The organism is Paraburkholderia sp. MM5477-R1 (assembly GCF_050436385.1).
Classification (GTDB): domain Bacteria; phylum Pseudomonadota; class Gammaproteobacteria; order Burkholderiales; family Burkholderiaceae; genus Paraburkholderia; species Paraburkholderia tuberum.
Genome location: NZ_JBNDMC010000010.1, coordinates 828,748 through 849,871 on the forward strand (window position 1 = coordinate 828,748; position 21,124 = coordinate 849,871).

General features: G+C 57.9%; 17 protein-coding genes. 7 read left to right on the forward strand and 10 right to left on the reverse strand.

Annotated features, from left to right (window positions below; genetic code table 11):
• Nucleotides 1-43: 43 nt before the first annotated feature.
• Nucleotides 44-808 carry an SDR family NAD(P)-dependent oxidoreductase gene (locus tag OKW35_RS47645; protein WP_429555729.1) on the reverse strand — a complete coding sequence of 255 codons (765 nt, stop codon included), beginning with the start codon at nucleotides 806-808 and terminating at the stop codon, nucleotides 44-46.
• Between the two features lie 106 nt (nucleotides 809-914).
• A complete protein-coding gene (locus tag OKW35_RS47650) occupies nucleotides 915-2,300 on the reverse strand; it encodes an MmgE/PrpD family protein (protein ID WP_429555730.1) in 1,386 nt (461 codons plus the stop codon).
• A 169-nt stretch (nucleotides 2,301-2,469) separates the two neighbouring features.
• Here OKW35_RS47650 and OKW35_RS47655 point away from each other — a divergent pair, with 169 nt between their 5' ends.
• A complete protein-coding gene (locus OKW35_RS47655) occupies nucleotides 2,470-3,387 on the forward strand; it encodes a LysR family transcriptional regulator (RefSeq protein WP_429555731.1) in 918 nt (305 codons plus the stop codon).
• A 186-nt stretch (nucleotides 3,388-3,573) separates the two neighbouring features.
• Nucleotides 3,574-4,518: an amidohydrolase family protein gene (locus OKW35_RS47660; RefSeq protein WP_429555732.1), complete on the forward strand. Its 945-nt coding sequence runs from the start codon at nucleotides 3,574-3,576 to the stop codon at nucleotides 4,516-4,518.
• 133 nt (nucleotides 4,519-4,651) lie between these two features.
• Here the strand turns inward: OKW35_RS47660 and OKW35_RS47665 are convergent, their stop codons facing one another.
• From OKW35_RS47665 to OKW35_RS47700, 8 genes are all read right to left on the reverse strand, one after another.
• The gene (locus tag OKW35_RS47665; RefSeq protein WP_090812240.1) at nucleotides 4,652-5,977 is read right to left on the reverse strand and encodes an MFS transporter; all 1,326 of its coding nucleotides are present in this window, start codon (nucleotides 5,975-5,977) and stop codon (nucleotides 4,652-4,654) included.
• Between the two features lie 143 nt (nucleotides 5,978-6,120).
• Nucleotides 6,121-6,324 (reverse strand): hypothetical protein, encoded by a 204-nt coding sequence (locus OKW35_RS47670; RefSeq protein ID WP_090812600.1) that lies wholly within the window; start codon nucleotides 6,322-6,324, stop codon nucleotides 6,121-6,123.
• Between the two features lie 166 nt (nucleotides 6,325-6,490).
• On the reverse strand, nucleotides 6,491-7,732 hold the full coding sequence (locus tag OKW35_RS47675; RefSeq protein WP_429555733.1) for an ABC transporter permease subunit: 1,242 nt from the start codon (nucleotides 7,730-7,732) through the stop codon (nucleotides 6,491-6,493).
• Nucleotides 7,733-7,743: 11 nt separating this feature from the next.
• Nucleotides 7,744-9,279, reverse strand: a complete 1,536-nt coding sequence (locus tag OKW35_RS47680; protein WP_429555734.1) for a sugar ABC transporter ATP-binding protein — start codon at nucleotides 9,277-9,279, stop codon at nucleotides 7,744-7,746.
• A gap of 39 nt (nucleotides 9,280-9,318) precedes the next feature.
• Nucleotides 9,319-10,287: a sugar ABC transporter substrate-binding protein gene (locus tag OKW35_RS47685; protein WP_429555735.1), complete on the reverse strand. Its 969-nt coding sequence runs from the start codon at nucleotides 10,285-10,287 to the stop codon at nucleotides 9,319-9,321.
• A gap of 143 nt (nucleotides 10,288-10,430) precedes the next feature.
• Nucleotides 10,431-11,399: a sugar ABC transporter substrate-binding protein gene (locus tag OKW35_RS47690; RefSeq protein WP_429555736.1), complete on the reverse strand. Its 969-nt coding sequence runs from the start codon at nucleotides 11,397-11,399 to the stop codon at nucleotides 10,431-10,433.
• Between the two features lie 77 nt (nucleotides 11,400-11,476).
• On the reverse strand, nucleotides 11,477-12,955 hold the full coding sequence (locus tag OKW35_RS47695; protein WP_429555737.1) for an NAD-dependent succinate-semialdehyde dehydrogenase: 1,479 nt from the start codon (nucleotides 12,953-12,955) through the stop codon (nucleotides 11,477-11,479).
• 90 nt (nucleotides 12,956-13,045) lie between these two features.
• Nucleotides 13,046-14,719 (reverse strand): GMC family oxidoreductase, encoded by a 1,674-nt coding sequence (locus tag OKW35_RS47700; protein ID WP_429555738.1) that lies wholly within the window; start codon nucleotides 14,717-14,719, stop codon nucleotides 13,046-13,048.
• 353 nt (nucleotides 14,720-15,072) lie between these two features.
• Here OKW35_RS47700 and OKW35_RS47705 point away from each other — a divergent pair, with 353 nt between their 5' ends.
• The 5 genes from OKW35_RS47705 (at nucleotide 15,073) to OKW35_RS47725 (ending at nucleotide 21,122) form a co-directional block, all read left to right on the forward strand.
• On the forward strand, nucleotides 15,073-15,363 hold the full coding sequence (locus OKW35_RS47705) for a putative quinol monooxygenase (RefSeq protein WP_429555739.1): 291 nt from the start codon (nucleotides 15,073-15,075) through the stop codon (nucleotides 15,361-15,363).
• A gap of 323 nt (nucleotides 15,364-15,686) precedes the next feature.
• Nucleotides 15,687-16,517 carry an SMP-30/gluconolactonase/LRE family protein gene (locus OKW35_RS47710; RefSeq protein ID WP_429555740.1) on the forward strand — a complete coding sequence of 277 codons (831 nt, stop codon included), beginning with the start codon at nucleotides 15,687-15,689 and terminating at the stop codon, nucleotides 16,515-16,517.
• Between the two features lie 218 nt (nucleotides 16,518-16,735).
• The gene (locus OKW35_RS47715) at nucleotides 16,736-17,512 is read left to right on the forward strand and encodes a glucose 1-dehydrogenase (protein WP_429555741.1); all 777 of its coding nucleotides are present in this window, start codon (nucleotides 16,736-16,738) and stop codon (nucleotides 17,510-17,512) included.
• 422 nt (nucleotides 17,513-17,934) lie between these two features.
• Nucleotides 17,935-18,987: an NAD(P)-dependent alcohol dehydrogenase gene (locus tag OKW35_RS47720; RefSeq protein WP_429555742.1), complete on the forward strand. Its 1,053-nt coding sequence runs from the start codon at nucleotides 17,935-17,937 to the stop codon at nucleotides 18,985-18,987.
• A gap of 653 nt (nucleotides 18,988-19,640) precedes the next feature.
• Nucleotides 19,641-21,122, forward strand: coding sequence for an aldehyde dehydrogenase (locus OKW35_RS47725; protein ID WP_429555743.1), 1,482 nt, complete (start codon nucleotides 19,641-19,643; stop codon nucleotides 21,120-21,122).
• Nucleotides 21,123-21,124: the final 2 nt, after the last annotated feature.

Consider the following 21,124-nt stretch of genomic DNA (forward strand, 5'->3'; position numbering starts at 1 on the left):
CCTAGGCCCAACCTCGAAACCCATCCCCGCTGAATCACAACATTCAGACGGCTGGAATGCACGCCGTCTGGCCACCGTCGACAGAAATAACCGCACCTGTCATAAAGCTGGCATCGTCCGTGAGCAGAAACGTTGCTACCGCCGCAATCTCTTCAGGCTGCCCCTCGCGACCAATCGCGTGAGCTGCCCGAATGCGTTTTGCTTTTTCCGGATCGTCGAACATATAGGCAGTAAAAGGTGTTCTAATCATCCCGGGGGCAATTGCGTTGACCCGAATGCCGTAGGGGCCAAGCTCTGCTCCCATAGTCCGCGTGATACCAGAGACCGCGAACTTTGAAGCGACGTACGGCAGCCGATTCGGAACGCCCATGATGCCTGCTCCGGACGAGATGTTCACGATAGCTCGTGAAATCTCGTCATGCTGGACAGCGCGTGAAAAAGCCTGGCACATTAGAAAGGTTCCATCCAGATTGACGGACATCACCCTCCTCCAGTTCTCCGCTTCACAATCCAGCACATTACCTACCCCTTTGATACCTGCGCAATTGATCAAGCCGTGGAGATTTCCGAACTTCTTCTTCGCCCCCGCAACGAATGATTCCACCTGTTCACCGTCGGAGACGTCGAGTGTCGCACCATAGACGCGAGCGTCATCGCTCAGCCCTGTAACGAGCCTGTCAAGGCCGTCGTTGTCATGGTCTGCAACTCCGACTGACGCGCCCTCTTCCCAGAGCCGTCGGACACACGCAGCTCCAATTCCGCTAGCCGCGCCCGTGATCAAGACTACCTTGCCTTCGAATCGATTCATGAGTGTGTACCTCGTGGTAACAAACCGTATATAAAAGCGTGCGATTACAAGTCGAACGTTGAACACCAACTGTATTCAATTCGCCGGGCGGCGGTAGGCGACGTCCTCACGAGGTCAAAGTCTTCAGAAGGACGGTTGCATCCTCAAGTGCCTCGAGATTACGTGCCAAGTCCACCGCCTCGGTGATCCTGTCTGCCGACACCGGAACCGCCGCGACCGATGCACAGTCGCGAAACTTCGCAGCAATCGCGTCCCATGACATCGGTGCTTCCGGGCTTCCGGGTACGTTGTTTCCAATACGGGCAAAGCTGCGACCATCGCGAGTCATGATCTCCATGCGGCCGTCAGGAATCTTCACCTTCCAGTCGAGGCTACTGTCCTCTACAGGGACCACCTTTTGCGCGATGCTAAGAACCTCCTGGTCATGTAGCGCTGCGGCACTGAAGTCCGAGATGCGAATCTGTCCACGCGCGGCGGCCAGTGCCACACAGAACGGAAGACTGAACTTCGCATCGACCAGCGTCGCCGGTGCGCGACGCAGATCCAGCGGATAACACATTCGCTGGTGAAAATCTCCCACGAAGACCTTGATCTGCTCGATGTCACTCGCTTTCAATCCGTGCTCTTTCATCAATTCGATCGTGGCGTGGATGTAGGTATGTACGTTCCCAACCGCCGGCCAGGCCTTGTACAACATCGAGGCGCCCAGGTACTCTTTCCCCAAACCCTCCACCATCTTGTCCCGCTCGTACTTCCCACCGAAGTAGACGTTGAAGATGCCAGCTTTTCCCTCAAACAGTTCTGCGATACCTGTTATGCCCTTTTGCGCCAGAAGCACTGACATGACAGCGCCTTGTGCTGTGAATCCGGCGTACATCCCGCGCAGGTCGCTGCCTATACCAAAGATGACCTGCATCGTCCCGCTTGACTGCATGCTGGCGATTCCAAGTGCATGCGCAATCTGGTCGCGGCTCAGTCCCTGAATACAGGCTGCCGCAGCAGCCCCAGAAAACGCTCCGACGACTGAAGACAGATTCCAGTCCTGGCGCCAACCTACGTTGCAGCGCAAACGCACGAAAAGATCCTGTCCCAACGCTACGCTGGTAATCAGCTCTCGCCCGGAGACCTTCCCCCTGCGTTCGGCGAGTGCGAGAACGGCCGGAACGACGGAGTTGTCCGGATGCGCACCCCAAGGCGTTTGATCGTCGAAATCGAGGCAATGAGCCATGACTCCGTTCAGGAATGCCGCCGACTGTGCCGGCACCTTCCCGGCGAAACCGAGCACGGAGGCTTCCTGTCGCCCACCTGCATCCAGCACAACGTCGGCCACCCCTCGTACTGCGGGCTCCATGCCACTGCCGGCGAGCGTCACCCCGATTATGTCGAGGATCGATTTCTCCGCTGCTTCAACTGCTTCTTTGGACAGATCTTCGAAGCGAGTCTCGGCGACGTGGTTGGCAAATAATTGACAAAGATCGGGGCTAGTCGGCATGGTTAAGATTGAATACAAAGTTAAGGAGGGTGCTGGAACTGCGTGTGATTGGCGTCTCAGGAAAATTCAACTGAGTATCAGTCTGATAGTAGATACACGGATGAACAAGCGATCAATCGTGAAGTATTCTTAAGAATCGCTTAGTAATTGCCAACGCATCGATTGCACCATGCCATCTCCACGATTTACGCCAAGACAACTGTGCGCTTTCATTGCGGTTGCTGATGTCAGAAGTTTCGCCAAAGCAGGAGAGCGGCTAAGTTTGTCTGCGTCGGCGGTGAGTCAACTCGTCAGTGAATTGGAGTCTTCAATCGGATTTCGGCTCTTCGACCGTACAACGCGCAGCGTTTCCCTATCGCCAGCTGGCCGGGAATTTCATCCTTCTGCCAGGAGCGTGCTGACGCACATGGAGCTTGCGCAAGCAGCAGTAGACGACATTCGCAATCGCGCGGCCGGTATCGTCCGCGTTGCGGCACCTCTCGTTCTGGCGAGTACGGTTCTGCCTGCCGCAGTGAAGGCGTACACGAACCGCAAACCCAAGCTTCTCGTCCGTATCCGGGACACGTCAGTAGAAAGTCTCATTGATATGGTCAACAGCGCCGCAGTGGACCTGGCTGTTGGTCCCGATCAGACAGTAAGCGAAGGCGTCACGCGTTTGGACCTTTTCAAAAGCCCATGGGTGGCATGGTTCGATCCGACTCACCCCATGGTCGAACGCAGAGAGATTTCATGGGCTGAACTGAGACACTGCCCACTGGTTGTTGCCGGGCGGGATTACGAACGCACGATATCGCTGACGCACGGCGAATATCACGAGAACGACCGGATTACGCCGGTCGACATCGTCGACAACATCAGCACCGCACTCGGCATGGCTGCAGAGGGGCTCGGGTTGGTGATTGCACCTGCCTATGTCGGTCTCCTTGGGCGGCGGTTCGGCCTCGTGATGCGTCCGATTGTTCAACCCGCGGTGACGCGCCAGGTCTGCCTCTATCACTCCTCGGCCCGCACTGTATCCCCAGCCGCCCAGGGCTTCCGTGAGCATTTGATTGCCTGGCTGGCAGGTAAAGACGATCTCGGTCAGTGAGGCGATTTTTTACACTCGACAGCGGTCCATGATTCCCGACCAGGTGCGTTTCAGAGAACACGACCAAGCCGCCAGTGCGCGCTGCAAAAAGCGGTGACGACAGTCCTTAGCTCAACAGATGTTGAGAGTGGTTCATATTTATTAATCAATCCCGCTCGTAGCCTCTGCTACGCTTTCGTACGCGGGATGCGCGACCTGCTCACTGCTGAGCAGCGGCACGGCGCGGCTGCCTTCATCGGGACGAGTGTTCAAATGATTAATTTCCCTATCATCGACTCCCATATTCATCTGCTCGATCGCCAGCGTTTCGGCTACTCCTGGTCTAGCGGCTCTTCGTGGGCGACCGGCGCGACGAAACTCCAACGCAATTGGACGGCAGACGACCTGTCAAGCTACTCCAAGCCTTATCACGTTCAGGGATTCGTCTTCATCGAAGCGGATGTCGACATGCCACAGTATCTCGATGAGGCAGAATGGGTAGCGTCGAGTGCGGAGAGCGACTCTCGAATCATGGCGTGTGTCGCCAGCCTGCCGCTCGAGAAAGGACTCGCCATCGAGCCTGAAATGGCTCGGATTGCAAGCCTGCATCGAGTACGCGGCGTGAGACGCCTCATTCAGAACATGCAAGACTCAGCAACCATCTTGCATCGCGACTTTCTGGATGCCATCAACCTGCTGCCGAAGTACGACCTTTCCTTTGATATCTGCATTGATCCGCACCAGTTCGAACATACCATCGAGATGGTCGAACGATGCCCTTCGGTCTCGTTCGTTCTGGATCACATGGGCAAACCGGAGATCAAAGATAGTCGCCGGCTGGATTTCTGGCGCAGACAGATTCGGCAGTTGGCAGCGTTGCCGAACGTTGTGTGCAAGGTCTCCGGCTTGCTGACGCAGGCAGATCATGCGACCTGGAATGCCGAACAGGTGCTACCGTTCATTCACCACGTCATCGAATACTTCGGTGTCGACCGCGTGCTTTTCGGCGGAGACTGGCCGGTGCTTGAACTGGCCGCCAGCTACCGGGAATGGGTCGACGTTGTCGACCATGCGACTCAGCTACTTCCGAATGCTGACCGGCGCAAAATCTTTCGCGACAACGCCATCAGAATCTACCGTCTCGACTCTTAAACGCTGCTCGAAAACGCGGTCCACGCGCAGTCGAACTGGCTCCAGCTCAGCCGCCGATAGACGTGGAAAACGCCAAAATCCCAGATGGGCCGGAGCCCGCTTCACTTCGAGCGAAGCGCGTGCCGGCCGGAATTTATCTCGCTTCATGTACGGCGCCAGTGGAGCGCTCACCGGACGTCGAACTGGTGGCAGTACGCAAACTCACGCCTTTCGTCTCGGGCACGAACTGAGTCAAGATGAGACAAGCAACCGCGACTGCCGCAACGTAATAAGCAGGGGCAAGCGGCGACCCAAACGCCTGGACCAGAAGTGTCCCGATCAGAGGCGTCGTCCCTCCGAACACTGCCACGGTGACTTGATAGGAAATCGCGTGTCCCGTCGCGCGGAATGACGTCGGGAAAAACTCGGGCGCGGCGACGAAGCATGCACCTCCATACAGCCCGACTCCAACAACCAGCAGGAGCTGGCCAAGAAGCGCGCCCGTAATCGTACCCGTTGCCGCCAGATAAACGCCCGGATAGGCAGCAAAAGCCAACCATGCTGCCCCGAAAGTGAGTATCGGCTTACGACCGAACCGGTCGCTCAACATTCCTCCGAGCGGAATCATGAACGACAGCACAACGACCGAGGCGGCGTTCGTGAAAAGCGCGGATGTCGGGTCGAGCTTCGCCACACGAACGAGAAACGTGTACATGAATCCCAGCAGCAGATACGAGCCCACGGTCTGAATCGGCTGAATCATCGCTACGTTCAGCATGCCCTTCAGACCCCCTTCCCGGATCGCTGTACGAAGGGGATTCTTCGAATGCGTCTTGCGGGTTGCCTGCTTGAATTCATCCGGCTCGTCGAGATTGCGCCGCAGCCAGAAGCCAACGATACCGATAAGTCCACCGGCAAGGAATGGGACGCGCCAGACCCAGTCGGCATACGCGGTCGCACCTGCCGCAAGCTGAAGGCCAATCAGGAGTCCTGCGACCAGAGCATTGGGTAGATGCGAAAAGATCAAGGTCAGACCAATCCAACCGCCTCTACGGTCATCCGGTGCTGACTCGAGGATGAAGCTGGTGGTGCCCGTCGTCTCACCACCAAGCGCAAGGCCTTGAGCAATCCGGCACACGACGAGAAGAACGGGGGCGGCAATTCCAATCCTGGCGTAAGTCGGCAAAAGCCCGATTACGGCGGTCCCAAGCGCCATCAGCCAGACGGTCGTCGCCATGACCTTTACGCGCCCGATTTTGTCCGCGATCACGCCAAACATCAATCCCCCCACCGGCCGGGCGAAGAAAGCTACGGCGTAGACAGCGAAGGTACTTAGAAGCGCTGCGGTACGGTCGCTACCAGGGAAGAAATGGGCCGCAAGAATCGGAACGGAGAATCCGAAAACTGCGAAGTCGTAGATTTCTCCAAAATTGCCGATGGAACCGGCTGAGAGCGTTCGAACCGTACTTTGCTTTGCCACGTCACTCCTCCATACAAGCTTTGTATTGGCACAACCAGCAGCAATCCATTGCCAGCACAGCGCGAGAACCCGTCGGCCACGCGCCGAGGCGCAGCAATTCACTGAGAACCGCCACGCTACCCGGGCTCCGCAACGGCACCCCGCTAAATCATTCGGCTCAGACGAAGGATGTCAGGTAGCCCGAAGTCACCCACGTCGGGGTGAGCGTGGCCACGGGAAAGCGCCACTTTCAATGCGATTTCGTAGGCGAGGGACCGTTCGCGTAACAGCGCGTTGAGCCCCTGTGAAATGATCTCCCTGTCAGCTGCCGTCAGGACACCGGGTCCGCTGAAATCATGACTGGCCACGAGCATCTCCTGAACAGGGCGCGATGCAGGACGGGTTCGATCGCGTTGATACGCGTCGATGTGAGCTGGGTCCGCACATTCCCTGACTTCCAGTACTCGAGGACTCGACGTGCCGTCTGTCGACCTTTGCGGTCAAACCACACCGCATCGTCCTATCATGTAAATGTTAGCGCTTACGCCGGCGTGATCCGCCGACTGTATAGATGGCGGCCGCCGTGACAACAACCGTTCCCTCGATGACGCCCTGATAGTTCGCACCCAGGTTGAGGATGTTGAACCCGTTCGTCAGCGTGAACAGGAGCAGCGCGCCTGCAAGGGTTTTGATAACGGAACCAGCGCCGCCAAACAGCGAAGTCCCGCCGAGAATCGCCGAGGCGATAACGGTAAGTTCCGCGCCTTGCATTGCAGTAGGATTGACGGCACCAAGTCGACTGCCGAACAGGATCCCACCAAAACCCGCTGCCGCACTACACAGGATGAAGCCGGCCATCTTGTATCGCTTCACGTTAATCCCGGACAAGCGGGCCGCCTCGGGATTGCCACCTACCGCGTAGACGCGCCGACCGATGGTCGTCAAGCTCAAGACAAACCAGACGATCATCGTGAAAACCGCCATATACACGACCGGTTTCGGCATCGCCAATGACAGCCCGCCTGCCCCCACAAGAGCGAAGCAGCAGACACCGCCGACGATCATGCCAAGAGATGTCGCAGGGATATTGCGTGCTTCGCGACGTGCTCGCAGCAGGAACCAGCACCCCCCCAGCAGCAGCGCCGCGCCAATGAGGATAAGCGGAATGGCGATTGGCAGGCGCCCCGATTCGAACGTCCGCATAGCCTGCAACGCCTCGGGCGTATCAACCGACAAAGACCGGCCATCGGTGTAGATCTGAACCACGCCACGGATCGCGGTCAACGTTCCCAACGTAACAATGAACGCATTGATTCCCAGGTACTGGACGATCGCGCCGTTCAACAGGCCAGCCAGGATCGAGACAAGCATCGCAACGAGCGCTGCCGGCCAGAACCCGAGCGAATCTGCCAGACCCACGAGCACCGCAGCCGAAAGAGCCGCCACGGACGCGACCGAAAGGTCGAAGTTGCCAGTAATCAGGATCACTGTCATCGCGACCGCAATGATGGCGACCAGCGACGCCTGATAGAGGACGTTAGAGACGTTCACCGCGCTCAGATAACTGGGCCTGCCGGTATAGGCCGTGACACCAGAGATAATCAATACCAGCAGGATAAGCGCATAGTAAACGCCCATCTCGCGAAGGCTGAACAATCGCCGCCAATCAGTCATTTGTCCCTGTGCCATTTTAGAAACGCCGTTCGTCGGCCCGCCCGGGGATTCATTGCCACCACTCGACGGTCCGGAATGGGTTGAAGTAGTCAGGTTCATCATTACTCTCTCTTTCAAGATTGCGCTGCGCGTTGCTCGCTAGCCGGGTTCGCACTCTTGCCGCCCGCCAACAACACCAGTTCATGCTCGGACGTCTCGTGGCCAGCGCGCTCAGCAATGCAACGCCCGTCGCGCATAACCAGGATTCGGCTGCTCACTGCCAGGAGCTCCTCGAATTCGGACGAAACGATGATGACCGCCTTGCCGGCTGCCGCCAACTCACGCACAAGCAGCAAAACGTCCGTTTTCGCTCCGATGTCGATGCCAGCGGTCGGCTCGTCCAGCAAGAACACCTTCACATCGCTGAAGAGCCACTTGGCAATGGTTACTTTCTGCGCATTGCCGCCACTGAGCTCGGTCACGAGGATGTCCGGCGAATTCGCCTTGATTGACAGGCGGCGGATGGCCTCGGCGCCACGCCGGCGCTCTTGCGCCGGGTCCGGCAGCCAGCGTCCTCGCAAGACGCCGTCCAGCGCCGGAAGGGTTGTGTTGCGCCAAATCTCGAACCCAGGGACAAGACCTTGCTTCATACGGTCTTCAGGAACTAAACCGAGTCCTGCCTTCACTGCTGCAGCAGTCGACTTTCGAATCGGTCGGCCCTCAACTAGCACGTCACCTGCGGCATCTGGGTCGGCACCAAAAATCGCATGCAGAAGCTCACTACGACCCGACCCAAGCAGCCCCGCGATTCCAATGACCTCACCCGCACGTACTTTCAACGAGATAGTTTCCAGTTTGCCCGGAGACGCGACGTCTTTGAGCTCCAGCAATACAGGTGCACTCAAATCGACCGGCGGCGTTGTCGCTCGTTCAAGTGCAACGATCTGCCGCCCAACGATAGCTTCTGCGAGACGAGACTCGTCGAGTTCGCTGGTCTCTGCGTCAACGACTGCTTGCCCATCACGCAGGATGGTGACCCGGTCTGTGAGCGCCATGACCTCGTCCAGAAAGTGCGACACGAACAGAATCGCTTTATCTTCAACGCGAGAAAGGTGCCGCACGATCTGGTAGACGACCTCGCGTTCACTTGCCGCGAGCGACGCCGTCGGCTCGTCCATCACGATCAGGTCGGCTCCCGTTCCAAGCGCCTGCAGAATCGCGACCATCTGGCGTTGGCCGATGGACAGGTCGCTCACGAGCCCGTCTGGGTCGAGCCAATACCCGACTCGCCGGCATAGATCGGAGAAACGCTTCCGAATGATCGTGCTACGGCGCCACCGGCTTTCCTCGCCCAAGAATACGTTTTCGAGTACCGAAAGTGTCGGCACCAGGGGAATATGCTGATGAATCGTAGCAATCCCCATGTCGTTCGCCGCTTTCGGACTCGAGTATTCAACTGGAGTCCCCTTCCAGACGATTCGTCCGCCCGTAGCGGGAAACGATCCCGAAAGGATCTTGATTAGCGTCGATTTGCCAGCGCCGTTCGCGCCGAGCAGCCCGTGAACCGTGCCGCGTGAGACGTTCAGGTTGACTCCGCGCAGCGCGGTCAGGCCATTCGGGAATGTCTTCGTCACGCCCTGCAATTGCAAGAGCGGGATTTCATTTTCCATTTGGCTGCCTCCTACTACTTCAGTTGACATGACCCTTGCTTACCACTCAGGCACGCATTGGGACAGGCTGGCTTTCGTGACTTGAGGGGTGTCAACATCGACAAACTGTGCTTTGGGCGCGCCAGGGTTAGTCACAGCCGCGTACAGCGCCTTGAAGGCGAGCTGGCCCATTTTTCCCGGCTGGATGCAGACCGTACCATCCACATCGCCTGCCTTGATGGCGTTTATGCCAAGCCGCGATCCGCCTCGACTGACAAGTTTTGCGTGTGATCCGGCCGCGCGCACGGCTCGAGCGCAGCCGATGACCATGTCGTCAGCCTGATTGAAGAAAAGGTCAACATCCGGGTGTGCAGACAGAATGTTCTGGCACACGGACTCCCCTTTCTCAGGAGTCCAGTCGGTGGGTTGCGAGGCGACGATTTCATACTTGATGCCCGCCTTATCAAGCCCTTCCTTGAAACCTTTTGTCACCTGCCATACCGTCGGATAGCCAGGCGCTCCCTCGACGATCGCGATCTTCGCGGTCCGCCCCTTTGGGAGCAAGGTCGCTGCAATCTGAGCCGCGTCGTATCCGGCGTGCACCTCATCACTTGCAACCAGCGCGCTTAGCTTCGGATAGACGTCTTTGATCGCATGCTTCTGCGGATCACCGATCTGGGTCGCGACTGCTACAAACGGGATGTTGTGTGACGCGGCACGGTCGACCCACGATTGTGCGACCACCGCGTCAATTGGCAGCACGGCGATCCCGTCGACCTTCTGAGCGATGAGGTCATCAACCGCATTTCCCTGCTTTTCGACACTCGTTTTCGCGTCAAGCACAATCGTCTTGACGCCCGCCGCCTTCGCTGCCGCCTCGAATCCTTTCGCTGCCGCAACATTGAAGGGATACTGCATGCCTGCCGCGACGTAGCCGAGCGTGATGTCCTTCGCCATAGCGGCATCTGTCACAAGCGCCAAAGCGCCGACCACCCCAACCCATGCCAGTTTCCTGAAACACTTGTTCATGACTGTCTCCAAATTTAATTTCTTTGAAGGCCGCAGATCTGTGCAAGCTTGCTTGCACGAGTCATGCGGCCGTCTGTCTGTGTGCCCCGCTGTTTTCTCGAACCGACCGCCCGAAGGCGATGGTTAAGATGCCTGAGTCCCTGTCACCACTGGGGGATGCAAGTAGATACGTTTTCTTTTGTTACGCCAGGGGTGTCGATTTCGATGAACTTTCCCTTTGGCGTCTGCGGGTTCGTTACAGCAGCGTAAAGTGCCTTGAACGCTTGCTGGCCCATTTTTTCGGGCTCGACACAGACCGTGCCGTCGACGTCACCCGTTTTGATCGCGTTGATTCCAAGCCGCGAGCCGCCCCAACCGACGAGCTTTGCCTTCGAGCCAGCTGCATGTACGGCGCGGGCGCAACCGATGACCATGTCGTCGGCCTGGTTATAGAAGAGGTCGACATCCGGATGAGCGCTCAGGATGTTCTGACAGACGGCCTCGCCCTTTTCGGCGGTCCAGTCCGTAGGCTGCGAGGCAACAATTCGATACTTCGCTCCTGCCTTATCCAGGCCCTCTTTGAACCCCTTTGTGCGCTGCCATACCTGCGGGTAGCCGGGTGCCCCTTCCACGATGGCGATATTGGCAACACGGCCGTTTGGAAGCAGCTTCGCAGCAATTTCGCCAGCGTTATAGCCGGTATGCACCTCATCGCTTGCGACAAGCGCAGCGAGCTTCGGGTAGACATCCTTGATTGCGCGTTTCTGAGGGTCACCCAGCTCGGTTGCAACAGAGACGAGCGGGATTCCGTGCGCGGCAACGCGATCTGCCCAGGTTTGCGCGACCACACCATCCAGTGGAAGGAACGCAATTCCATCCACCTTCTGCGAGATCAGGTCGTCAATTGCGTTGCCCTGCTTTTCGACGCTGGTTTTGGGGTCGAGGATGATAGCCTTAGCGCCTGCTGCTTTTGCAGCATCCTCGAACCCCTTTGCCACAGCAACATTGAACGGATACTGCAGACCTGCAGCGACATAGCCGACCGTAATTTCCTTCGCTCCTGCCACGCCGGCCGCCGCTAGTAACAGGCTCGCCACTCCCAAGCCGAGAAGATGCCTTCCAAACGCGCTCATCGCTTTGTCTCCAATCTGTTCTTTAGTTGGTCCAGCAGTTTTTTGCTCGTTTTGAACGAGTCTTTTTTAAAGCTTCGTCAGATACGTACCGTCTTTTGCAATACCGTCTTTGTGACCACGTATGCGTCCAGTGTCGACGGGCCCCCTTCGCGTCCGATTCCACTGTCCTTGACTCCGCCAAATGGCGTATCCGCGTCAGGCGTGCCGAAGTGGTTGATGGACAAGACTCCACACTCAAGTTCGCGGCTGATCCGTTCAGCGTCCTGCAAGGAGTTGGTGAATGCGTACGCTGCCAGACCGACCGACAAGCTGTTTGCAAGTGCAATAGCCTCGGCCAGGTCGTCCACACGCACGCATGCGGCCAGCGGACCGAAAGGCTCGACAGTCATTGCATCAGCGTCAACGGGTACGTCAGCCAGGACGGTCGGCTCGAAAAAGTAGCCCCTATCTCCGATACGGGCGCCCCCGGCGGCAACCCGGGCGCCGCGCTGCCTGGCGTCTGCTACAAGCGCCTGCATAGCAGAAAGTCGGCGCGCACTTGCAACAGGCCCCATTTGCGCGGTCTTGCTGAACCCGTCGCCAACTCGCACCCCTCCCACCGCGCCAGCGAAAGCGTCCACGAAATCGTCGTACACGCTGCTATGAACGATAAATCGGGAAGGAGATGCGCAGATCTGGCCACTGGCATTCGTCTTCCCGCGCGCAGCCAGTCGTCCGACGGCCGCACCATCTACGCCTTCGCACACGAGTACCGGAGCATGGCCGCCCAACTCCATGAGGACAGGCTTCATGGCCGCCGCCGCCAGTTGCGTCAGATGCTTTCCGACCGCGACCGAGCCGGTGAACGTCACAAGCCGAATCACAGGAGAAGCAATGAGGGTCGAGGAGATTTCCGCTGGGTTGCCAAACACGAGATTCAATACGCCGGGCGGCAGACCTGCGTCCTCAAAGGCCTTCACCAGCAGGCACGCGGTAGCAGGCGTTTCCTCCGCAGCTTTCAGAATCACGGAGCACCCCGCCGACAGTGCCGCGCTTACCTTGCGTGCTGCAGAACTGATAGGCACGTTCCAGGGCGTGAAGGCTGCCACCGGGCCAATTGGCTGTCGCAGAATGAACTTCTGCATTTGCGATTCGCCGGGAACGATCAACCCGTAATCACGCAATGACTGCGCCGCGTTCCACTCGAAGAAGTTCATCGAGCGGTCAGCTTCCGCATAGGCGTCGGAATAAAGTTTTCCATTTTCCAGCGTGATCGTTGTAGCAATGAGCTCGAGTCGCTCGCGCATCAGTGCCGTGGCTTTCTGAATGACCTTGACGCGTTCCTGAGGCGGCGTGTCACGCCAGGCCAGGAAACCCCGCGCCGCTGCATCCAGAGCACGTGCGAGGTCATCGCTGGTCGCCTTCGGGACTTTACCCAACACTTCTTCGGTGGCCGGGTTTCTTACCTCGACTGCCGTTTCCCGGTCGTAGATCCACTCGCCGTCAATGTAAAGGCCGACGCGAGGGTATTCCGTTTGCACCTTGTTTTCAGCGCTCTGATGACTTGCAGTTGACATCGATGACATCCCTGTTCGCTTAAGTTGACCAAGCGCACCGCGCATACTCGCGGTCGCAATGTTACCTATCTACCGTCAGCCGACGCTCATTTAGTTGCCCACGGAAACGCTCTCGTTCGTGGCACGTCGGGCGGGCGCTGCCGCCTGACCGATGACACGACGAGGGATGGCGTCCTTCAAAATCATGTCCGCCGCCTTCACACCGATCATGATCGTCGGAGCATTCGTGTTGCCGGAAGTGAGATGCGGCATGATGGACGCGTCAGCCACGCGCAAACGCTCGACCCCTCGCACGCGCAAACGCTCATCCACTACCGCGAGCTTGTCGCGTCCCATCTTGCAGGTGCCGGCCTGGTGGTGCGCTGAATTCCCAGTCATCTCCATCCAGTCGAAAATCTGCTGGTCCGTTTTCACCAGAGGACCAGGAATCTGTTCTTCGACGACGCGCGACGCAATCGGCTCTGTCGACATGATTTGCCGAATCAGCTTCACGCCCGCGATCATGGCCCGGTTGTCCTCGTCGTTAGTCAGGAAGTTCGGTTTGAATACTGCTGGGTCGGCCGGATTTGAAGAGCGCAACGTCACGGTGCCCGTAGCACGCGGACGCAGGAGATAAACAGAGACACCCATGCCAGGCTTGCGTTCAACTTCACACTCACCACCTGGGTAGTAAGTGAAGGTCATCGGCCTGAAACTGATCTGGAGGTCTGCGTAGGGTTCTTCCGCACGGCTTTTCACGAAGGCCCCAACCTGAGACGAGCCGAGCGCCAGGTAGCCCTTGTGGGTCAACAGATAACGCGCCCCTTCGAGATACTTCCGGATGCCCCCCAACTCCTGGTTGTAGGAACTGTCCGGGGTCGAGCGATAGCTTCCATGCACGTAGAAATGATCTTGCAGATTGAGCCCTACCCCTGGCAGATCAACAAGAGTCCTGATGCGGTGACGTTGTAGTTCGTCGCCCGGCCCAATGCCGGAGAGCATGAGCACTTGCGGAGAATTGAGCGATCCGGCCGACACAATTACTTCCTTGGCTGCATCAAAGCTCCGACATTCTCCCTTGACGAGAATTTCTACGCCCGTTGCAACGTTGCCCTTCAACACGATGCGCTGCACTGCAGCACCGGTCATAACGGTAAGATTCGGTCGGTTGCGAATGGGTTCGACGAATGCGGTATAGGCGGAGTAGCGGCGTCCCCCACGAATCGTGTGCTGCATGAACCCGACGCCGTCGTGTACCGCGCCGTTGAGATCTTCCGTGCGAGGAATGCCCAAACGCTCTGTAGCTTTGATGAAATCATGCGAGCTGTGGACTTTCGTTACCGGATCGCTGACCCACAACGGACCACCGGTGCCACGATAATCGTCCGCACCCCGTTCGTTGTGCTCCATCTTCTTGAAGTACGGCAAGAGATCGTCATAGCCCCAGCCAGGGTTCCCGAGGTCTCTCCAGCTATCGAAATCGTTGCGGTGGCCGCGAATGAAAATCATCCCATTGATCGAACTGGAGCCGCCCAGGGTCTTGCCGCGAGGCCAGTACATCTTCCGATTGCGAAGTGCAGGCATCGGGTCCGTGAAGTAATTCCAGTTCAGTTCTTTGTGGAAGTACAGCTTTGCCATACCGGCAGGAGTAGTGACCCAGAATTTGTCAGCGGGCGGCCCAGCTTCCAACAGCAACACCTTGTTATCAGGGTTGTCGCTGAGGCCCCGAGCGAGTGCGCAGCCGGCCGATCCGGCTCCGATGATGATGTAATCGTAGATGTCCATGCCGATGAGCTACTGATCCAGGAAGTGGGTGTCTCCGTTTGTTCAAGGTTATTTCGGTGTCGACGGTTAGGCTAGTTGGTTTTTCTGGTCTTAAAGGTAAGCAACTCTAAACGCGCATCCGCTTTTCTCTGGAACTGCCTGTGGTGGCCCTTCACAGCGCCTTCTGGCCGCCGGCAGCGGGTTGGCGGGCGGTTTGAGACACGACCCACTTAAGGGTAAAACCCAATCCTGGGACCCTACCTTTTCCGCTCGGCATGCCGCGTCGTCTGACACGGGCTGGTCAAGAGCCCTTTCTTTATCAAGCTCCCGCGTATATCCTCGCCTTTCTTTTTTCATATCGACAGGAGAACAGTATGGCCGAGGTATCCGCAATTGCCATCTCCGTTGCAAAGCCCGGGTGTGAGGAGAAACTGGCAGAGGCACTTCACGGCTTGCTTGCACCCACTCACAAAGAGAAGGGAATGCTTCAATACGACATGTTTTTCGATATGCAGGAACCCCGTTGCTTCGTCTTCATCGAGCGGTGGGAGAACGAGGAAACCTTTAATGCGCACTGCAACTCCCCGCACGTCGCCGCCTACCTCGAGAAGACTGACGGTTGGGTCGAGAGCAACAGGATTCACGTTCTAAAGAAGGGAAAGTAGCGTCGCGCGGGCTATCGAGCGCGGCGAAGGCACATACGCAACCGGTCGACAGGTCAGCGTATTACGAAAGCGGTTGCGGCCTTCCCTGTTCTGACCTATTGATTGCTGGTCTTGATGCGGTCAAAGCCATCTCGTTAGCTACCTAGACAAGTTTTTTTGGCCTCCATCGGCAGAACTCCGGATTCTTCCCTCGAAGCCCCTCGTTGTCAGCCTAGCTTACCGTCGCGGCAACCAAAACGAACTAGACCTAACGACGGTCCAAGCAATAAGCTAATTGGGAAGGAGACACTTCACAGCGTCATTTCCATTACAAGAGAATATTCATGAAAGAGCATCAGGCGACGCTCGTCGCTGACGGCTTCGTTTTCTTGGAGGCGCCTCGGTGGCACGACAATCGCCTTTGGGTCTCGGACGTCTTTGATTTCACGCTCTATACCGTTTCTGAAGACGGCATCCGTAGCGTGGTCTGCAACGTGCCAGGCCGGCCAGCCGGAATCGGCTTTCTGCCGGACAAAACTCCCATTGTCGTGTCCTGCGCCGAGAAAAAACTGATGAAGGTGTCCGAGGGCGCCTTATCTGTCTACGCAGACCTGACTGATGTGGCAGCTGGCGACCTCAACGACCTCGTCGTAGATGACGTGGGTCGAGTTTATGTAGGCAACTTCGGGTATGACCTCTTCGGCGGAGCGCCGATAGAAGTGACCGAGATGCACGTCGTTGAGCCCGACGGTTCTATTCGGGTGGCCGCCGCCGGACTTGAATTCCCCAACGGAACAGTAATCAAGGATGACGGACGCACGCTGGTCGTAGCTGAGACATGGCGCGGGAAGCTCACCGCCTATGACAGGTCCGTAAATGGCGAGTTATCTAATCGCCGCCTTTTCGCCGATCTGGACGGCAGGCAGCCTGATGGAATCTGCGTGGACAAGCACGGAGCCATCTGGGCAGGTTGCTATAACACGGGTGAGTTCATCCGTGTACTCGAGGGCGGCGAGATCACAGACCGCATTAAATTCGAAGGGAATGCCGTTTCGTGCGCAATCGGCGGGAGTAACGGAAACATGCTGTTTTGCTGCGTGTACCTTGGAACAGATGAACAACTGCAAGCGCGACAGCCACGCAGTGCTATCTACAAGGCCGAATTAGCCGACTAGAGTACAGCGCTCGGGCCGAAAGTTTGGAAAATATAGCGATTCGCTCAGCGCCTCAACCAGCGCCGTGAATGACCGCAACGTTTCCGAGTTCGCATTGAGCACCGGTCTCAGTGCCTCTCGGCCGAACCTGTCGGCGTAATGCGACAGCTCGTTTAGCACAAGTTCTGGAGAACATTGCCTGCCTTTCCAGGCGCGCAACTTAATGGAGATAGGAATCAATGACGACTCATCGCAAGTGGAACTATGAAGGCAAAGTGGCTTTCGTTACCGGTGCAGCAAACGGGATCGGGCAAGCAACGGCATTAGCTTTTGCGCAGGAGGGCGCGGATGTCGTCGTGGTGGACCTGTCGGAAGAAGGTGCCAACGCGACTGCACGGATGATCGAGCAGCAAGGCGTGCGCGCACTTCCTGTGAGATGCGACGTCTCGAAGCCGGAAGATGTTCAGGCGGCTCTTGCCGCGACCATCGATAAGTTCGGTCGACTCGACTTCGCTTTCAACAACGCGGGCATCGAGCAACCGCTCGCCTATACAGCCGACATTAGTGACGAGGTGTTCGAGCGCAATCTGCGCGTCAATCTCGGCGGCGTCTTTTACTGCATGAAGTATCAGATTCCGATTATGCTCAAGAACGGCGGTGGTTCAATCGTGAACACCTCCTCTGGCGCGGGCGTTGTTGGCATCCGTGGTCAGGGTGCCTACTGTGCCGCCAAGCATGGCGTTATCGGCCTGACGAAGTCCGCCGCTCTTGAGTATGGGAAGGACGGCGTCCGCATCAATGCTGTGTGTCCTGGCATCATCGATACGTCGATGATTGGTCGTTTCACCCAAGGTACTGAGGAAAACCGCAAGCGGATGATCGCGCAAGAGCCGATCGGTCGCCTCGGCCGGCCGGAGGAGATCGCCAACACGGTCCTCTGGCTGTGCTCCGACGTAGCCGGATTTGCAATCGGCCACGCTGTCGTGATCGATGGCGGACAGACAGCGGGCCTGTAAGCGTCAAACCACCGCGCACGCCATCGGCGTCCTGCGTGAACGATGCCTCACTTGACGTGCGTGGCCACCTGCTTCGCCACGGGACAAAACGCGCTGATGCGTCAATCCGCTACGCTGCGCTCTTTGTCTCGAGTTCCCATCACTGGGGGCCCGAGAGGCCTGCGCGCCAAGAGAGAGCGGCTTGCTGTTCAGCGCTATCTCGTGGGTTGCATGGGACTCGTGAGCACAGGTCATAGGACTATGCGCCAGGCGCCGCTTAATTTCTCTGATCTTTTCATCCAAACTGCTATTCCGGCACTCGAACAGTTGAGCCGACGTCCGCGAACGACGCCAGGTCCTCGAAGTGCTAGACGCCCATATCCGCACGCAGGCCAATTGCTGCACGATTCTACTTTCTCTCATTCTTCTCAAGAGGATTCACGATGAAGACCCGAGGCTACGCTGTTCAAACCCCGAAATCGCCTCTCGAACCCTACGACTTCGAACGACGCGAACTGCGCTTCAACGATGTTGCTATTGAGATCCTCTACTGTGGAGTCTGTCACTCCGACCTGCATCAGGCTCGTAACGACTGGGGCTGGTCCAACTATCCGCTGGTGCCGGGTCACGAGATTGTAGGCCGCGTCATTGATGTGGCACCGCAGGCCAAGCGCTACAAGGTTGGTGACCACGTCGCGATCGGCTGTATGGTGGATAGCTGCATGACTTGTGACCAATGCCGCAAGGGATTGGAGCAGCTGTGTCGTGAAGGAAATACGCAAACGTACTGCGGATTCGATCGCGTTACGAATGAGCCGACGAAGGGAGGCTATTCGAAACATGTCGTGGTCCGCGAGGACTTCGTGCTTCGCGTGCCTGATAGCCTTGATCTATCCCGCGTCGCCCCACTGCTCTGCGCGGGCATCACAACGTACTCCCCCTTGCGCACATGGACGGTCGGTCCCGGCAGCCGGGTCGGCGTCATCGGTCTGGGCGGCCTCGGACATATGGCGGTCAAGCTCGCGTCGGCTCTCGGTGCGACCGTGGCGGTCGTGAGCCGCACACCTGACAAGGCCGCCGATGCCAGGAAACTTGGAGCCGACGCGCTTCTGCTCTCCACCGACAACGCAGCAATGGAAAAAGCCGCATCCAGTTTCGACCTTATCATTGACACAATTCCGGTTCGTCATGACCTGAATCCGTACCTGCCGCTGCTCGACGTAGACGGCACTATCGTTCTGGTCGGTCAGGTGGGCCCGCTTGCCGAACCGACCACGGTTCCGCTCATTGTCGGTCGTCGACGCATCGCTGGCTCGCCAATTGGGGGCATCCCGGAAACTCAGGAGATGCTCGACTTCTGCGGGCGCAAGAACATCCTCCCGGACTGCGAGATGATTCGCATGGACCAGATTAACGAAGCGTGGGAACGGATGGAGCGAGCCGATGTGCGCTATCGCTTCGTGATTGACATGGCTTCACTCAAAGTGCCGGCGTAGGCTTCCATTGCTCGGAAGTATCGGGAGAGAACCCGGACGTCATTCCTGTCCCACGGGTGAAACAACGATGCGCTCCCGTGCTAATGGCGGGCAACCTGGCTTTCGACCGGTGTATCGGACAAGCCGGAGGGCAACGGCAGCTTGATGGTTGCGTCGATTCAGCTATCCAATGGTGGGAGCTGAGCGAGTCAGTACGCTGCCCGGCCGCTACTCGATCGGGACGGGATTTATCGGCTGCGCCGCTCGTCTCGTTCTCTCCGCTATGGTGATATGTAGCGGCAGACGGCTTCCGCCTCGCGGGTGAGAAAAGCGCAGTAGATTGCAGCAGGAATGCCTCAACGTCGCCTCGCGGCATTGGGGCAGCGAGCCGCGCGGTACTGATACTTTGTTCCTTCCGCAGCGTCCCGATATCGGTTAGCCGAACTTTCCTTTCGAGAAGCAAATCCGACTCGACTCTGGTGCAAGTCCTGTAGAAAATCCCAATAGCGACGCGTTCCCCACAAAGCACGTTCATACGTGCATCGCCAAACTCGTACATCCGACGTCCAGCAAGACCAGTTCGCCGCGTACCCACCGAACTCCATGAGTTCCGTCCACGCTGTGACCAGGTGGGGCGGCGTCTGATGCGAAAGCTGACCCATGGAGATAGACGGATGAAGAAGTATCAACTCTGGATCGACGGGAAACCCGAAGACCCCGCGAAAGGCGAGTGGATCGACACCGTCAATCCGTACACCGGCGAGTCGTGGGCACGAATTCCCCGCAGTACCGCCGAAGATTCGGCACGCGCAGTCGAGGCTGCCAAGCGCGCAATGGACGATGGTCCGTGGGGCAAGATGACTGCCACCGAGCGCGGCAAGGTGATGCGGCGCATCGGCGACCTCGTCGTTCAGAATGCCAGCAACCTGGCCGAGATAGAGACCCGGGACAACGGCAAAGTCCTCACGGAAATGGAGGGTCAACTCAAGACGATCCCTGAGTACTGGTACTACTACGGCGGACTGGCCGACAAGATTGAAGGCGCGGTCATGCCGGTGGAAAAAGCGGACGTCTTCGCTTTCACCACGCATGAGCCGGTGGGCGTGGTAGCAGCGCTGACAGCGTGGAATTCCCCACTTCAATTCCTGTCTCTGAAGTGCGCTCCCGCGCTGGTAGCCGGCTGCGCGGTCGTTGTCAAGCCTTCGGAGTTCGCGTCAGCAAGCTCGCTCGAATTTGCGGCTCTGACCAGGGAAGCGGGACTCCCCGACGGGGTTTTGAATGTCGTCACGGGCTATGGCAACGAAGTCGGTGCTGCGCTGGTCGAGCACAAGGACGTCGCCAAAATCACCTTCACCGGGTCAGACGTTACCGGCGCACGAATTTATGAAACTGCAGCGCGGGGGATGAAGCGCGTCGCGATGGAATTGGGAGGCAAGTCGCCGAATATCGTTTTCGAGGATGCGGATCTTGACTCTGCAGCGGTCGGCGTCGTATCAGGAATTTTTGGGGCCGCGGGCCAGATGTGCATTGCCGGCTCCCGGCTTCTCGTGCAGAACTCAATCAAGGAGAACTTCACTGAGCGACTGGTCGCCCTTGCGCGAGACGTGCGGCTTGGCGACCCGATGCAGCCGACGACGAACGTGGGCCCAATCACTACGCCCTCACAATACGCCAAAGTGCTGGACTACATTGAAATCGCAAGAGCCGACGGCGCTCGTTGTATCCTCGGCGGCAAGCAGGCTGTTGGCCCCGGACTAACGGGCGGCCAATTTGTTGAGCCCACTATCTTCACTGATGTGACTAATGCCATGCGCATCGCGCAAGAGGAAGTCTTTGGTCCCGTGCTCTCTATCATCGGCTTTGACGACGAGCAACACGCTGTCGAATTGGGCAATGGCGTCATATACGGTCTGGTCGCTGGCGTCTGGACCGGGAGCATCGGTCGAGCCATGCGCATGACGAAGGCGCTCAAAGCCGGAACCGTCTGGGTCAATACATATCGGGCATACAGCTTCATGATGCCGTTCGGCGGGATGAAAATGTCGGGCCTCGGCCGTGAGAACGGGGTAGAAGCCGTTCACGAGTTTCTCGAAACGAAAAGTGTCTTTCTTTCGACGTCCGAGAAGCCGCCAGTCAATCCATTTCTCCAGCGTTAGAA